This is a genomic window from Neisseria mucosa, assembly GCA_003028315.1.
Classification (GTDB): domain Bacteria; phylum Pseudomonadota; class Gammaproteobacteria; order Burkholderiales; family Neisseriaceae; genus Neisseria; species Neisseria mucosa.
This window is the reverse complement of record CP028150.1, coordinates 500,719-517,495: the sequence shown is the minus strand read 5'-3', so window position 1 is coordinate 517,495 and position 16,777 is coordinate 500,719. Positions and strand designations below refer to the sequence as shown.

The following is a 16,777-nucleotide window of genomic DNA, read 5'->3' as shown; positions in this document are numbered from 1 at the left end:
TCAAGGCAGACTGACAATTTGAAATGAGTCGGTTTTGGGCACAGAAAATGCCGGATTCAAGGCAAAAAGCACAGCAAGATTGAACATCTTACGAGCATTTTTAATGCGGAAGACGGCGCTTTATGAGACAAAATACCGCCATTATCGAATGAGCCCCAGTCTAAATCTCAAAAACAGAAAAGGTCGTCTGAAACCCGTTTCCAGGTTTTCAGACGACCTTTACACATTCCCCAAGCCTTCAATCAGACAATATGCTGCACCCGTTCGTACAATTGTGCAGGATTCACCATCTGATCGGCAAAACTCAGACTGAGGTCTCGCGATTGTGCCGAAGCGTAGTAATGCTCAACCTTCACCTCATCCCCTTCACCGAAAGCACGGATAAGCAGGCTGTCTTGGGCGCGTGCGAACACGGCATCTGCCTGTTTCACCCCTTCAAACACCAAACGGTCGGTAAACACGCCCGCACGGGTTGAGCCGTCGGCTACTGTATCTTTGCCGTGTCCCGCCGCAAAAACGTAAGTATCCGCAGTGTTGATACCGCCTGCCAGATAATCATCGCCTTTCCCGCCGATAATCGTGTCTTTGCCGTAGCCGCCGTAGATTTTATCGTTGCCCGCGCCGCCATGAATCGTATCGTTGCCGTGCCAGCCCGTCAGCGTCGCGCCTGTATCGGAGCCATATATTTCCATAGCCGCTGTTTTCATGGCTTCCGCATCCAAGGTTTTGTCGGCAAACTCGAAACGTACATGACGGTTGGCAACCGACTGGAAATAATTGGCGACCGTTACCGAATCGTCTTCACCGTATGCCTTGACGGTCAAATCGTTGCCGCTGCGGATAAATCTGACCGAACCGGAAACCGCGCCATCGAAGCGCAGCGTATCGGTAAATTTACCGCCCTGATAAGTCGCATCCCTGACGGTATCGTGTCCGTGTCCCGCTGCAAAAAGGTAAACATCGCTGCTGTTGATACCGCCATACAGTGTATCATTGCCCGCACCGCCTGCCAGCACATCACTATCCAAGCCGCCGCGCAGCAGATCTTCGCCGTCCGTTCCGGTCAAAATCCTGTCCTGTCCCGACGAACGTCCCAATACTTCCAAGCGCATAGCGGCTTCTGCCGTTGCGCCCTGCGTATCGGCTGCCGTAATTTTCAAATTAAAGCTGCCCGATTGCAGAACCCTGCCGCCGAATACGCCGCGTTTACCGTCAAAATCCATGCCTTCAGGTAGTCTGCCACCATCGGCAAGCGTCGCGCGGTAAGTCAGCGCATCGCCGTCTTTATCGGCAAACAATCCCTCCGGCAATGCAAACTTCCATTCCTGTCCCGCGCGTGCGTATTGCGTATTCAGACGGCTCTGCACTTCGGGCGCATGGTTTTCCGCCCCGATTGCCAACGTCCAATCTTGAGACGCCGACAAACCCTCATTATCGAATGCACTGATTTTCAAAACCAATTTATCCGTTTCAGACGACACTTTGCCGCTCAAAGTACGGCTTGCCGAATCAAACGCCAAACCTTCGGGCAGGGGCGAGCCGTCCGCCAAAGTCAATTCATAGCGCACGACACCCTTATCGTCGCGGAACAAATCATCCGCAAGTTGGTGGCTGAACAGCTTATCCGCCGATACCGACAAAGTTTCAACTGCCTTATCCGCCTGCGGAGCAGCATTGAGCGCAGGCAACGCCAATCCAAACATTCCATCGCGGAAATTCTCTATCGCAATCTGTCCTTGGAACGTCGCGCCCGTCAAAACCAGGCTTGTGCCCATCAGAGCCAGCGTCCAACCTTGCGCCGAATGCCAAACATCAGGCTTATCGGCATCCGCCGTCCAAACCGTACTGTCGAGCGAAACGCCGTCGATAAAGATCGCGCCTTCCCCGCCCGCATCGCGTATGGTTTTCACATCATCGGCATTCTGCAAATCGCGGGACGCAAAGAGATAAGAATCGAAACCCTCGCCACCGTCGAGCAGGTCGCGTCCCGCGCCCGCCGCCAGCGTATCGTGTCCCTTGCCGCCGTAGAGCCTGTCGTCGCCCTCCCCGCCGTCCAGGTAATCGTCTCCCGATACCGCAGCGTCGCGGTTGTCGTCGCCCCACAAAATGTCATTGCCCGAACCGCCGTACAGCACATCGTTGCCGTCCTGGCCGACAAGCAAATCATTACCCGCGCCGCCATGCAGCACATCCGCCGCACCGCCCGCAGCAACGCGGTGTACATTGTCCGAAGGCGCAATTTTCGCCGTCAGCGCGTAATCGCCGGTCTCGGCGTCAATCACAACATCCCAAGCATCCGTATCGTTGTGCGTACGGCTTGCGCTGTTCAGATAGTTCGGATCCCATTTACCGTCGCCCCAAGTATATTCGTAGCTCAGCGTACCGGCAGGAATCCGTACCGGACGCGGCATGACCAAGCCCGGCACCAACGGCATAACGGGCGCAACCGTACCGTAATTGAAATAAATGTCCCCGCCACCCGTGGAAATATAATGTCCGCGGCGGCCGGCGCGCAAAAAGCCGTCGCCCAGAATCACATCGTCGCCCGCGCCGCCGAAGACCGTATCGCTGCCTTCGCCGCCCGTAATCAAATCGCGGTTTGCGCTGCCGAAAACCTCATCATCACCCTCGCCCGCAGCAACCCAGTCGCCGCGTTCGGACGAACCCGTTTCCGACAGATGGCTATCTGTCAGCTCCGAATAAATCACATCGTCGCCCACGCCGCCGTAAATCAAATCCCGGCCTGCGCCGCCGATGATGATGTCGCGGTCTTCCGCCTTCTGCGCCTCGGTTTTGTTGCCCGCAAAATTGCTCCCGTTCAACAAATCGTTGCCCTCGCCGCCGTTGATGACGTCCGCGCCGTAGCTTTCGTACACACGGTCGTTGCCCGCACCTGCCGACACCGTCAGCCTGCCCGCGCCGCCCGCAAACAGCACATCGTCCTTATTGCCGCCCGTCAGATTGAACCAACGGTCTTGCGCATTCGCATAGAACACATTGTACTTGTCCGCCGTACCGACCCCGTCGGTACGCACCAAAGAGCCTTCCCCGGCCTCCGAATCGGGCATGGCAGGCTTCTCTTTGGTCATCAATGTGATCCCCAAAGCCGAAACATCCGATTTCTCGCCTTCAAAGAAACCGCGAATGACCGCCATATCCTTACCGTGTTTCACCAACAGCGAATGGGAAAGAGCAGGACGCACCGCCGTCATCAAACCGTCAGGTTTGCCGTCCACACCCACGCTCAACCAAGTATCGTCGCTTTCGCTGTTTCGGATAAAACGGGACGCGCGGACGTCGTCTGAAAACACGATTGACCCCTTGTGGTCGCTGTCGAAGACATTGTCTAAACCGTTGATACGGTAGGTATCGTCACCGTTGCCGCCTAAGAAACGGTCTGAATATTCAGTACCGATAAGGGTATCGTTACCTTCTCCTGCAATATAGGTTGCACCATATTTCGTATATTTCTGATAATGGTTTAACTCGGTTATCTGTTGCATCAATTCATTAAATAGTCCCAGCTCTTTCGCTATATTGACACTGAGAGGGAATAATGAACTAATTAAAGTATTTATCTGGGTACTGATAGTATTCAAATCAATATTTTTACTTAAATCCAACTCCTGCTCCTGAGTGTCAGTTTTTTCGATATCTACACTCAGAACCTTTTTGATTTTGTAATCATTCAAAGTATCCTTCGACTGAGTTCCATAGATAACCAATTGGTTAGCATCATCCAAATAATCAATTACGCCTGAATTTTGAATAGATTGAAACTCCTTCAAGAAACCAAATAATCTTGATACCATCCTCATCTTATTGATTTGAGGTTGAACATAAGCCTCAAATTTAGGTCGAACATAAGGATCAATATAGGGATGAATAATAGTATTATTATATTCCATAGGGTGAATAGTTTTACCTTCCAGTGCATCAACACCGATATATTGAAACAAGACTTTTTTACCAATGCTGAAAGGATCAGTTATACGGTCAAGTAAAGTGTTGACAACATCTGTTAAGCCGCCATTTCCCTTAAAATCAAAGTTATCTTGAAAGTCTCCATTTCTTTCATTGTAATCTCCAATATTTATCTTGCTATAAGGAAATAATTTAAAATTTTCAATTCGCAAAGGATTACCATTTTTATCAACAATAAAACGAATATTATTTGTATCAAAAGTTAACTTAACCGAACCAAAAACAAAGGCATTCTTACTTAAGTATTCAGCGTTATAATCCTTATCCCAATAAAAGTAATAGTCTCGAACAGGTAGAGCTGATTTCATATAATTAGAATCAAGATTATTGCTTTCTCTATAGAGATAACTTCTAATTTCATTGTAAGTAAGCGATAACTCCCCATTAGAAAATTTTTGAAGATTACCATTTTTTAAAACATTAAAATCTTTACTTCCATTTTCATGTTCATTATTGAAAAACTTTCGAATAACACCAAACTCATAGGGGTGATATTGATATAAACCAGTTTTATCCAAAAAACTTCTTGTATCGATATTTAAAACAATTTGATCTGTTTTTGCTCTATCAATCCAATTTTCAGATATTAAATTGGTCTTTGAAGGGGGGGGCATCCATACCCCATAAATAGTAAGATAGAACCTTATTAGCATAGTTTGTATTTAAATCTAATTCAAAAAATTTATATTGGTTCATTTTTGATTCCTTTTGACGTTACAAGAAAAAAGATATTGTCCATCCCATATAACTTTTTCTTCAGGGTTAGAAATATCAACTTTATATAAAGGTGTGTTATTATTTACCCATTTTGAGCATATATTTAAATCAAAAATATATTTTTTATAAACTTCAAAATTTTTGTATGGGATATATAATTCATTGTGAGCTTTCATCTCATATGTACCCGAATATGGTGATGCTACAGAGTATTTTTCAGGCAAATAATCACCACAATTACTCAGAATATACTTTTTATTTATATAAGTTAAGTTATTATTTTTTCCAATATGTAAACTAGAAACATTTAAAAAATAGCTTCCTAAACCTCTTTCTTCTAGATAATTAGGCACTCCTAAAAATGGGAAATCATCTTCCGTTAAATCTTTTCTATCATTAATACTGCAACATTTATACGGGAAAAAATGAACGGAGCTGTTTTCTATAACAGAATAAAAACTATCATTATTTATTTTTGGATTATTCTTTGATGAAAATAGTAAACCTGAGTTAGAGAAAAGAATTTTCTTGCCTTCTTCTTGATTTAAAAACTTCCTTTTTCTGCTATCAAAAATATATTCTGCTATGCTTGCTTTCCCAACAGAAGTAAGCCAACAAGCACCATCGACAGGGCAATATTCTCTCCATTCACTATTCATTTCGTCATAATATCTACCTTGTGATAAATATCTGAAATAACTGGTCATTCCTCTGGCTAATAATTCTTCCTTATTCAATTTCCTTCCTTCGTCCACGCAAATCCCTTGCAGGTTCTGTTCTATAGCTTTGTTGCTGAGGATTTCAAAAGGAGAGAAGAAGATACGGTAATTGTTGAAAAAATAAATTGAGAACAAGATAACTGAGGTTAAAATCGCTAAAATTATTTTATTATTTTTAATCATATAGTTACCTGATTTTTAAAGTTTGCGGATTATTCTATGAATGTCATGTTTATGCAATAGGATTACTGAAAAGGTCGTCTGAAATTTTCAGACGACCTTTCAATACTAAATCCAAACAACCTCATGCGTACATTCCGCATACATCCTATCTAGTGAAACAGGGACTATAGCTTGCTAAAATTAAAATTTAATGAATGGTGTTATTTTCCCACAATATGTAACTGGATATGCCAATAAAACAGCACTACTGGCATAATTGTTACTTCTTCCTAGCATATTTAAGCCAGTATAAGAAGAAACTGCGCGATCTAAATTATAGGTTTTTATAACTAAGAACTTAATTTTATTCAACTCCTCAATACTCATAAATTTTTCTATAAGATACAATGTATGTACAAAATCATAACTACTTTTTAATTCTGAATATTCCAGCAATCGACAACAATCTTTGGGATACCATACAACACCATCGTAGCTTCTCTGAATAACTGCAAAAGGAGTTTCTCTATTAAAATATTTTCCCTTGTAAGGTCTATCTTCGAAAGGATTAAAAGAAATTCCTGACCACTCTTTTGATACCAATGATTTAAAATCACTTATCTTGTAATTTTTACTTTCCCATTTTTGAATTATATTTAAATCATTATATTCATATAATAACCAAGGATAACAAGTACTGTTTATTTCATTAGATTTTTCTCCATTTATATTCCTCAGCCCGCATATTTTCCTATTTAAATCATATGGAGTATCATCAAGTATTAATTTTTCATCTTTCAATGTTTGAATTTTATTATCCCAATCGGAAATTTTTTCAACCTGATATTTCCAATAATCATCCATAGCTAATTCATATAATTCGCTATTACTTAACTCGTTACTTGGATTATTACATATTAATTTAGAAAAAAAATGCTGCCTATAATTTTCCCTGTTCTGCTCTTCTTTTTTCTTTATCCGAAATTCTTTTTCTTTTGGAGATTCAAAATAAGAACTGATACCCAAATATACTTTTTCTATTTTGGATGCTATCCAAGGTAAATTAAATGCGAAAACAGGAAATAAAATTAAAATGAATATAACTAATGTTAAAATTAGCACAATTATATTTTTATTATTAATCATATAGTTATCCTTGATTTTGTTTTTTGTATTATAAATGACTTGTAAAATTATGCAATCGAACTACCAGACAGGATAGGATTTTTTCAGACGACCTTATAATGCCAAATCCAAACAACTGCGTGCGTCCATTCCGCATACATCCTATCTGATGAAACAGAGACTTTATGCAGGCTACGGCTTGCTCTCCCTTACAATGTCTCTCATCCTATTAAACCTGAATTAGCGGCTTCAGTTACTTTTGTATAAACTGCACACCACACAATATTTTTAATAGTATTAATAAAAATTCCATAGTATGATTTTCAAATATATATACGTTTAAAAATCAATCTCTTTGACTATATTAAAATTATATAACTTATCAATTGAGTTGATATAATGAAGATTACAGTACCTATTAGAGAAGAGAAAAGGCGTTTTCTCTCCCCCTACAGCTCCATTCAATACTTTTGAAATCCACCCCCCTTTAGCTACATAAGGATAAACGATAATGTATTTTTCTCCATGAGAATCAACATATTCCCTCTTATAATAATAAATTTCTAAAAAAGAAAATCCAACATTACTTTTTTTATATCTTACTTCTATTAAATCCTTATTTTTTATCTCATTAGGATTATGCAGAAATACAATACTGGATTGATTACATAATTTTTCAAACTGAATCAATCCTATTAGTTCATCAAAGAACATAAATCCAAATCCCAAAATGAGACTTATAAAGAGATATAACTTTGTTTTTTTACAATCAAGTAGAGTATTCTGCTTTGCATACTGCCACTCAAATGCCACACCAAGCACAAACCCAACTGCCCCAAAAACAATAATATGAAAAATCAGGAGAAGAATACCTATCATAATTTAAGTCCTTACCTTTCTCTTTCTTTCCGAGTGCCTTTTTCTGTAAAACCTTGCCCCAATCCTAAACCCAGGAATAATTCCAATGACTAAAATAAAAATGTAATAAGTAACCGCTGTCATAACCCTTCCATCACGTCTAACAATAAATCCGAGCACTATTATCTCTAAGTTTTTGAATATCCGTATAAACTGCATCAGCTAGCAACGAGCTAATATAAATTCCCTAAATCTGACTCATAATATTTCTTAAATTTAATTATTTAAATTAATGATTTTAACATCATATAAATCTTTTAGTCTTTTATAATCCATAGAATTACAATGTTTATTCCAATCTGAAATCCACATTGGACCAATTGAACTTCCAATTACGGAGTCATTTAAACGTGAAACCCACCCCCCAGATGCCATATAAGATTTAGAAATAATATAAATTTTTTTATCATCACCCCCATACTTACGAACATAATAACGTACAGGAACAGCACTTCCTTTTAATTTTAGATACTTACTATCTAACTCTATTAGATCTTTATGTTTAAAATCTTCAATAGGGAAAACAAAAACCATTTTATTTGAATTGCAGATATTTTTCATTTGAATCTCCCCAATCAGCTCATCTCCAAACATCAAAACAAAGCCAATAACCATCCCTAAAATATAAAATATTTTTCTCTTTTTATTAGAATGAAGAATATTCCATTTTGTATTCTGCCATTCAAATATTGCACCAAGAACAAACCCGATTGACACAAAGACAATAATATGAAGAATCAGGAGAAGAATACCAATCATAATTTAAGTCCTTACCTTTCTCTTTCTTTCCGAATGCCTTTTTCTGTAAAACCTTGCCCCAATCCTAAACCCAGGAATAATTCCGATGATTAAAATAAAAATGTAATAAGCAACCGCCGCCATAACCGTTCCATCATATCTAACAATAAAATTGCCCAATTGATCATTAGGATAATCAAATATCTATCAGCTTGAAATATTCTATAAAAATGGAATAAAAAGACAAAGCGTTTTTACCCAGTGGTTATATTTCTGATATAAAAGGTCATCAGGAATTTTCAAACAACATTTCTACACTAAACCTAAACAACCAAATGAATACATCTCATACAATACTTCGCTTGTATAATTTCCAGACAAATCCAAAACAAATTTTTTAGTTTGAGACATTATTGCATTTTCTCGTGTAATTTAAGAGTCCTTAGGACAACTGTAAAAATCATTACCATTCCAAATGGTTTGGTAGTTGAAAATATAATCCAATCTTTTAAAAAGTAAACGCGTTACAGAATCATCAGGTTTTCCATTACTCCATTTTCTACAGCCAACAGGAATTTCTGTAACCACCTGAATCCAATTTTCATTAATATGAAAACCATAATCTGTAGTCATATGCTTTGTATAATCGCCTTTTACAGAAGAATATTTTTCAGGAAGATATAATCCACAATTATTTATGATATATCTCATATAATATACTTCCATTTTATCTGTTAAATTTAAATTAATTATTTTTAAATCCAAAAAATAATTTCCTAACCCTCTTTGTTCCAATAAATCGGGTGTGCCATTGAACGGATAATCAGATTTCAACAACTCTGACTTTTCCTTGATACCGCAGCAGTCATAAGGGTAAAAAGAACTGAACCTGTTTGAGGCATAAAACCCGAAGGGCAGATTGTGCGATTGGTAGCGGACATTTTTTGGGAAAAACTGATCCGCCCTGCTGAATGTAACTCCATTATTCCTTGCCTTTAATAGCGAGATTCTTTTTTCCTTGTCAAAGATATAATCCCCCATCTCGATAGCGGGCATCATATACAACTGACACGATTTCTCCGTGGGGCATCTGTCCTTCCATGCACCATCAGACGTATCTTCAAAGTACTGCCCCGACGACTCATGCGCGAAATAGCTGACCAAAGCCCGTCTCAGCAACTCTTCCTTACTCAACTTTCTGCCCTCATCCACGCAAATCCCTTGCAGGTTCTGTTCTATGGTTTTGTTGCTGAGGATTTCAAAAGGGGAAAAGAAGATACAGTAATTGTTGAAAAAATAAATTGAGAACAAGATAACTGAAGTTAAAATCGCTAAAATTATTTTATTATTTTTAATCATATAGTTACCTGATTTTTAAAGTTTGCGGATTATTCTACGAATGTCATGTTTATGCAATAAGATTACTGAAAAGGTCGTCTGAAATTTTCAGACGACCTTTCAATATCAAATCCAAACAACCGCGTGCGTCAGTTTCGCATACATCCTATCTAGTGAAACAGAGACTCTATACAGGCTATGCTTGCTTATTAATTAACAAATAATTTATCAGAAGATATAACACTAGAGCAATTTGAAAAATCATCTTTAGTGTATTTACCTTCCACCCCATAAATATTAACAGACTTCCAAATTCTAGTTTTCTGTTTAATATTAATATCTTTCAATAAGAATTCTCCTCCTCCATCTGCCGATGTTGTATTCATATTATGTATTAATGAATAATATGAAAAATTTGCATCATTCTTTGCATCATTTCCAGCAGAGAAGTAATTAATATTTAAAGTTCCCCAAATGCTATCAATATCATTTTTAAATGTATACTTAGTTCTATAAAATAAATATTCTTTTCCCATAAAATTATCAGTAACTATCTCACAATTCGATAGTTTTTTTTCAATAGTATTAGATGAAAATTTAACCTTAGAGTTTAAGCATAGATTATGTGCGCTATTATCGCTAGAATATGTAGTATATATAGTAATCAAACCACAAGAGTAATCGTATTGTTTTTTCTCATATAAACGGCTTACTTCTTCTGAATTTATGTAACTAATATCAGAGTTATATCTGTTATAATAATCATCTAAAACAAAATAATATTTCAATCTAAACAAAAGAAAAAATATTAGCGTAAATACTAATACAGAAAATGAATATATAATGATTTTATTTTTTAACATGACAAATCCAAAACAAATTTTTTAGTTTGAGACATTATTGTATTTCCTCGCGTAATTTAAGGGTTCTTAGGCAACTGTAAAAATCATTACCATCCCAAAGAGTTTGGTAATGAAACATATAATCAAATGATTTTGTTAGAGAATTTATGGTAGAATTATCAGGTTTACCATAATTCCATTTCCAACAGCCAATAGGAATTTCGGAAACAATTTGAATAAAATCTTGCGGCAGATAAAATCCATAGGAAGTTGTCATATATTTAGTATAATTTCCTTGCACGGAAGAATATTTATCAGGAATATATTGTCCACAATTATTAACAATATATCTATGATAATAAACATTCATTCCTTCGCTTACTATTTTTAAATCCAAAAAATAATTTCCCAGCCCTCTTTGTTCCAATAATTCGGGTGTACCATTGAACGGATAATCAGATTTCAACAACTCTGACTTTTCCTTGATACCGCAGCAGTCATAAGGGTAAAAAGAACTGAACCTGTTTGAGGCATAAAACCCGAAGGGCAGCTTGTGCGATTGGTAGCGGACATTTTTTGGAAAAAAATGATCCGCCCTGCTGAATGTAACTCCGTTATTCCTTGCCTTTAATAGCGAGATTCTTTTTTCTTTGTCAAAGATATAATCCCCCATCTCGATGGCCGGCATCATATACAACTGACACGATTTCTCCGTGGGGCATCTGTCCTTCCAGGCGTAGTCAGATGGGTCATCGAAATACTGCCCCGACGACTCATGTGCGAAATAGCTGACCAAAGCCCGTCTCAGCAACTCTTCCTTGCTCAATTTCCTTCCCTCATCCACGCAAATCCCTTGCAGATTCTGTTCTATGGTTTTGTTGCTGAGGATTTCAAAAGGGGAGAAGAAGATACGGTAATTGCTGAAAAAATAAATTGAGAAAGAGATAACTAAAATTAAAATCGTAAAAATTATTTTCTTATTTTTAATCATATTGTTGCCTGCTTTTTAAAGTTTTCGGATTATTCCACGAATGTCATATTTATGTAATAGGATTATCAAAAAGGTCGTCTGAAAATCAAATTTCAGACGACCTTTTTGTTTACGCTTGAAGCTTAATGCTCCAGCCCCTCGGTATCGATTTTGACGACCTTATCGGTTTTATCTTCCGGCAAAAGCAGGTTCAGGATAACTGCCGTGATGCCGCCGGCGGAAATGGAGTTTTGGAACAAGACGGGCAGGTTCTTAAACACTTCCGGCTCAAACGCCACGCCCAAGCCCAGACCGACCGAAGTCGCCGCAATTACCGCTTCGCGCCTGCGGATGCCGTGGCTGACCAAAATCCGCACGCCCGCAATCGCAATCAAGCCGAACATCAAAACCATCGCGCCGCCGAGAACCGGACTCGGAATCGTCGTAAACGCGCGTCCGACGACGGGGAACAAACCCAGCAACACCAAAATCACGGCAATATATTTGCCCACATGGCGCGAAGCCACGCCGGTCATCTGAATCACGCCGTTGTTTTGCGCGAAGGTGGTCAGCGGCAGCGAACCCAAAGCCGTCGCAATCACCGATACCAAGCCGTCCGCCAACACGCCGCCGCGCAGGCGTTTGGTGTATTCCTCGCCTTCAATCGGCTGGTCGGACACCATTGCCGTCGCAGTCAAATCGCCGACCGCTTCAAATACGCTCAACAGGAAAATCGCGCCCGCCACAATAAATGCGTGCCAGTCGAAAGCAAAGCCATATTTAAACGGTACGGGCAGCGTAACCAGCGGCAGGTTTTGCAGCGCGGAAAAGTCTACCTTGCCCAAAAACAGCGCGACAATGTAGCCGACAATCAGCCCGACTGCGATGCCGCTCATACGCAGCAGCGGATTTTTCATGCAGTTGAATATCAACACAATCAGCAACACCAGCGACGCCAGTCCCAAGTTTTCCATCGAGCCGAACGTGTCGCTCGTCTTCGCGCCGAAGCCACCGCCGAAATCAGTAATGCCGACGTGTACCAAACTCAAGCCAATCAGCATCACGACTACGCCGCTGACTGTCGGCGTAATCACTTTCTTCAAATACGGCAGAAGCCATGCCGAGAAGCACACCAAAAACGCGCCGACAAACGATACGCCCAACAGCGTCGAAATCATCGCATCCTTAGTCAAACCGCCCTCTTTCATCCCCGCGCCGAGCGCAATCATGACGGTAACGAACGAGAAATTCACCGACTGGATAGACAGCATCCCCGAACCGACCGGTCCGAAGCGGTTGACCTGCAAATAAGTGCCGACACCCGACGCCACCATCGCCATCGACACGAGATACGCCGTCATCTCCACCGGCAATTCCAGCGCGCCGCCCACAATCAGCGCGGGCGTAATCATCGGCACAAAAATCGCCAGAAGATGCGTTATCGCGCTTAATAAGGCATTTCCGAATGGCGGTTTATCCTCCAAACCGTACACCAAATCAGGCGAATCCGCCTGTTTTTTCATTGTTTCAGCCATCGCAGTCTTTCTATCCGTTGTCAAACGTTAAAAAAATTTAAGAAACGAAATTGTAACCAATACTGTATGTTCTATCAATTTCAGCCTGCAATACAAATACGGCAAAAGGTCGTCTGAAAACCGGCATTGCAAGTTTTCAGACGACCTTTGTATGTGAACAGACGGTTTAGGCTTTGCCCGTGCTGCCGAAGCCGCCTTCGCCGCGTTCGCTGGCGGCAAATTCGTCCACGACTTTAAACGAGGCTTGGACGACGGGGACGATGACCATTTGCGCGATGCGTTCCATCGGCTCGATGGTAAACGCTTCTTTGCCCCTGTTCCACACGGAGACTTTGAGTTCGCCCTGATAGTCCGAGTCGATCAGTCCGACCAAGTTGCCCAAGACGATGCCGTGTTTGTGTCCCAGGCCGGAACGCGGCAGCAAAACGGCGGCGTAGTCGGGATTGGCAAGGTGAACCGCCAGACCGGTCGGAACGAGATAAGTACCGCCCGGTTGCAGGGTAACGGCTTCGTCCAGACAGGCGCGCAAGTCCAGTCCGGCGGAACCCGGCGTGGCGTAGGCGGGCAGTTTGTCCGCCATTTTCGGATTGAGGATTTTCAGTTCGACTTCGGTTTGCATGATTTTTTCCGTTTCATTTGATTTGACGCGGATTATACACATATTCCCCCTCCCTATCGTTGGAGTCGTCTGAAAAAACGGGGTATGATTCATTCAAACAAACTTGAGTATCGGAGGACATCATGGATTTGCACAATATCCGCGAAGATTACAGCAAGCGCGAACTGTCGGAATCGGAATGCTATGCTGACCCGATTGTCCAGTTCGAGCAATGGCTGAACGAGGCGATTCATTCGCAAGTCAACGAGCCGACCGCCGTCAACGTCGCCTCGGTGGGCGAAGACGGCAGGCCGAACAGCCGCATGGTGCTGCTGAAAGAAGTCAATCCGCAGGGATTTGTGTTTTTCAGCAATTACTTAAGCCGCAAAGGACGCTCGTTTGACGCGCATCCGTTTGCCGCCATGACGTTTTTCTGGCCGGAGCTGGAGCGGCAGGTGCGCGTTGAAGGACGCATCGAAAAACTGGATGCCGCCGCTTCGGACGAATATTTCGACAGCCGCCCCTACACCAGCCGTATCGGTGCATGGGCAAGCGCGCAAAGCGAAGTGTTGTCGAGCAAAGCGATGTTGGTTGCCAAAGCCGCTGCCGTAGGCGCGAAACACCCGCTGCACGTCCCGCGCCCACCGCATTGGGGCGGCTATCTCGTCATTCCCGACCGCATCGAATTCTGGCAGGGCCGCCCCAGCCGCCTGCACGACCGCATCCAATACCGTTTGGTTGACGGCAACTGGATACGCGAGCGGCTGTCGCCTTAAACTTTCCACAGCTTCAAGCCGATAGGGTAAAATTCCGACTCCAGCAAAAGGTCGTCTGAAATATAAAAACGTTTTAGCAAAACTCGTTTCATTCGTTTCAGGCGACCTTTTATCCGTAACTTATCCTGCCGCCACCGCCGCAGAAGAACCGTTTTCCACAGCGGGTTGAATTTGACTTGCTCAAATTCAACCCGCTGCCATCAAACGCGTTAGGAGAATCCCATGTCCAAGCAACCCACCAGCAAACGCCAATGGCGCGACGGCGCAGCCCCGTCTGCCAAGAAAACCGCCAAACCTTTCAAAAGCAAAGCCCGTCCCAAAGACGAAACGCGCAAAACCGCTTCCAAACCTTACGGACAAAAAGTTTCAGACGACCTCAAGCCGCAAAACGCCCCCAAACAGCGCGCCGCCAAAGCCAGAAAACTCGTCGTGCGCAACCCCAACCAAAAAATCATGGAACGCGCGCGCGATTTGAAAGAGCGCCGCAGCGACCTGTCGCGCATGGAACCCGAACGCCTGCAAAAAGTGCTTGCCGCGTCCGGCGTCGGTTCACGCCGCGAAATGGAAGAATGGATTAACAACGGCTGGGTAACGGTCAACGGCAAAACCGCGCAACTGGGCGACAAAGTCACCCCCGACGACCACGTTACCGTCAAAGGCAGCATCATCAAACTCAAATGGGCAGACCGCCTGCCGCGCATCATCCTGTATTACAAACAAGAAGGCGAAATCGTCTCCCGCGACGACCCACAAGGCCGCGTCAGCATCTTCGACCGCCTGCCGCAGGCCGCCAGCAGCCGCTGGGTCGCCATCGGACGCTTGGACATCAACACCAGCGGCCTGCTCATCCTGACCACCTCCGGCGAACTCGTCCAACGTTTCGCCCACCCCAGCTTCGAAGTTGAACGCGAATACGCCGTGCGCGTACTGGGCGGGCTGACCACCGAACAAATGCGCAGTCTCACCGAAGAAGGCGTGATGCTCGAAGACGGCTTGGCAAAAGTCGAACGCATCTACGAACAAGGCGGCGAAGGCGCAAACAAATGGTACAACGTTGTAATTAAAGAAGGCCGCAACCGCGAAGTACGCCGCATATTCGAAAGCCAAGGTCTCACCGTCAGCCGCCTCGTGCGTGTCGGCTTCGGCCCCATCGGCCTGCCCAACCGCCTCAAACGCGGACAGTTCTACGAACTCAACCCCGCCGAAGTCGCCAACATCATCAAATGGGCGGACATGCTGCTGCCGGGCGAACGCCGCCGGAAGAAATCCTGACCGCAAAGGTCGTCTGAAAACTTTTCAGACGACCTTTTATACACCCTGCCTCAACCACCATCAGGAGCCGCTTCATGTTCACACTCAAAACCGACAACGACCGCCTGCTGCTCGCCTCAGCCGATTTGCGTGCGGAAATTTATCTCTACGGCGGGCTGCTCAACCGCTACGAAATCCGCCGCCCCGACGGCACATGGTTCAACATCATCAAAGCCTACGACACCCCGCAACACGCCCGCGAGAGCCTGACCGAATGGTTCCGCAGCGGCAAGCTCAGCCCGTACGCCTGCCGCCTGCGCCACGGCAAATACAACTTTGACGGCAAAGCGTATCAGTGCGGCAAATTCAAACTCGCCGAACACGCGGCACACGGTTTGATGTATGACCGCGAGTTTACCCTCGTCAACAGCCATGCCGACGGCCAATCCGCCGAAGTCGAAATCCGCGCAGATTACGCACAAGACGACAGCGGCTATCCCTTCCCCTTCAGCCTGACCGTCCGCTACCTCCTCAGCGCAGACGGCTTAAGCATCCGCTCTACCGTCCGCAACCAAGGCACGACCGCCATGCCGCTCGCAGACGGCTGGCACCCCTATTTCACACTCGGCGGCAAAACCGACGATTGGTCGCTGGAAATCGACAGCAGCAAACGCTTGGGCTTCGATGCCGATTTGGTTCCCGACGGCAGCATGATCGACGACACCCGTTTTCAGACGACCTCAAGCTTGGCAGGCATCGAATTGGACAACAGCTTTGTCTTGGCACGCCAAAAGCCCGCCGCCTGCACGCTTTCAGGCAAAGGACTGACCCTGAGCATTTACCCCGACGCATCCTATCCCTACCTGCAAATCTTCACCCCATCGACCCGCGACACCATCGCCATCGAAAACCTCAGCGGCGCACCCGACTGTTTCAACAACGGCTTAGGGTTAATCAAGCTGGACGCGGGAGAAGAAGCCGCATTTGAAACGCGCTACCATATCGCAGCCAACCGTCCGTAAGCAGCCCGAACCGTTACCGGCAAAGCAAAGGTCGTCTGAAAACGCCCAATCAGGTTTTCAGACGACCTTTTCGATTTTTAAG

12 protein-coding genes are annotated in these 16,777 nt (G+C 43.7%); 3 read left to right on the top strand and 9 right to left on the bottom strand.

What is annotated here, in order from left to right:
• Positions 1-242: 242 nt before the first annotated feature.
• From NM96_02610 to NM96_02570, 9 genes are all read right to left on the bottom strand, one after another.
• Positions 243-3,503, bottom strand: coding sequence for a hypothetical protein (locus NM96_02610; protein ID AVR78398.1), 3,261 nt, complete (start codon positions 3,501-3,503; stop codon positions 243-245).
• 1,173 nt (positions 3,504-4,676) lie between these two features.
• Positions 4,677-5,603 (bottom strand): hypothetical protein, encoded by a 927-nt coding sequence (locus NM96_02605; protein AVR78397.1) that lies wholly within the window; start codon positions 5,601-5,603, stop codon positions 4,677-4,679.
• Positions 5,604-5,783: 180 nt separating this feature from the next.
• Complete coding sequence (locus NM96_02600) at positions 5,784-6,728, bottom strand: hypothetical protein (protein AVR78396.1); 945 nt, start codon at positions 6,726-6,728, stop codon at positions 5,784-5,786.
• Between the two features lie 318 nt (positions 6,729-7,046).
• Positions 7,047-7,586, bottom strand: coding sequence for a hypothetical protein (locus NM96_02595; protein AVR78395.1), 540 nt, complete (start codon positions 7,584-7,586; stop codon positions 7,047-7,049).
• Between the two features lie 255 nt (positions 7,587-7,841).
• On the bottom strand, positions 7,842-8,384 hold the full coding sequence (locus NM96_02590; GenBank protein ID AVR78394.1) for a hypothetical protein: 543 nt from the start codon (positions 8,382-8,384) through the stop codon (positions 7,842-7,844).
• A 411-nt stretch (positions 8,385-8,795) separates the two neighbouring features.
• Positions 8,796-9,722 (bottom strand): hypothetical protein, encoded by a 927-nt coding sequence (locus NM96_02585; GenBank protein ID AVR78393.1) that lies wholly within the window; start codon positions 9,720-9,722, stop codon positions 8,796-8,798.
• Positions 9,723-10,598: 876 nt separating this feature from the next.
• The gene (locus tag NM96_02580; protein ID AVR78392.1) at positions 10,599-11,534 is read right to left on the bottom strand and encodes a hypothetical protein; all 936 of its coding nucleotides are present in this window, start codon (positions 11,532-11,534) and stop codon (positions 10,599-10,601) included.
• Between the two features lie 122 nt (positions 11,535-11,656).
• The gene (locus NM96_02575) at positions 11,657-13,048 is read right to left on the bottom strand and encodes a purine permease (GenBank protein AVR78391.1); all 1,392 of its coding nucleotides are present in this window, start codon (positions 13,046-13,048) and stop codon (positions 11,657-11,659) included.
• A 166-nt stretch (positions 13,049-13,214) separates the two neighbouring features.
• The gene (locus NM96_02570; GenBank protein ID AVR80244.1) at positions 13,215-13,667 is read right to left on the bottom strand and encodes a dUTP diphosphatase; all 453 of its coding nucleotides are present in this window, start codon (positions 13,665-13,667) and stop codon (positions 13,215-13,217) included.
• Positions 13,668-13,789: 122 nt separating this feature from the next.
• Between NM96_02570 and pdxH the strand changes: the two genes are divergently transcribed.
• From pdxH to NM96_02555, 3 genes are all read left to right on the top strand, one after another.
• Complete coding sequence (gene pdxH, locus NM96_02565) at positions 13,790-14,422, top strand: pyridoxamine 5'-phosphate oxidase (protein AVR78390.1); 633 nt, start codon at positions 13,790-13,792, stop codon at positions 14,420-14,422.
• Positions 14,423-14,644: 222 nt separating this feature from the next.
• Positions 14,645-15,694 carry an rRNA pseudouridine synthase gene (locus NM96_02560; GenBank protein ID AVR78389.1) on the top strand — a complete coding sequence of 350 codons (1,050 nt, stop codon included), beginning with the start codon at positions 14,645-14,647 and terminating at the stop codon, positions 15,692-15,694.
• A gap of 74 nt (positions 15,695-15,768) precedes the next feature.
• On the top strand, positions 15,769-16,695 hold the full coding sequence (locus NM96_02555; GenBank protein ID AVR78388.1) for an aldose 1-epimerase: 927 nt from the start codon (positions 15,769-15,771) through the stop codon (positions 16,693-16,695).
• The last annotated feature ends 82 nt before the right edge of the window (positions 16,696-16,777 follow it).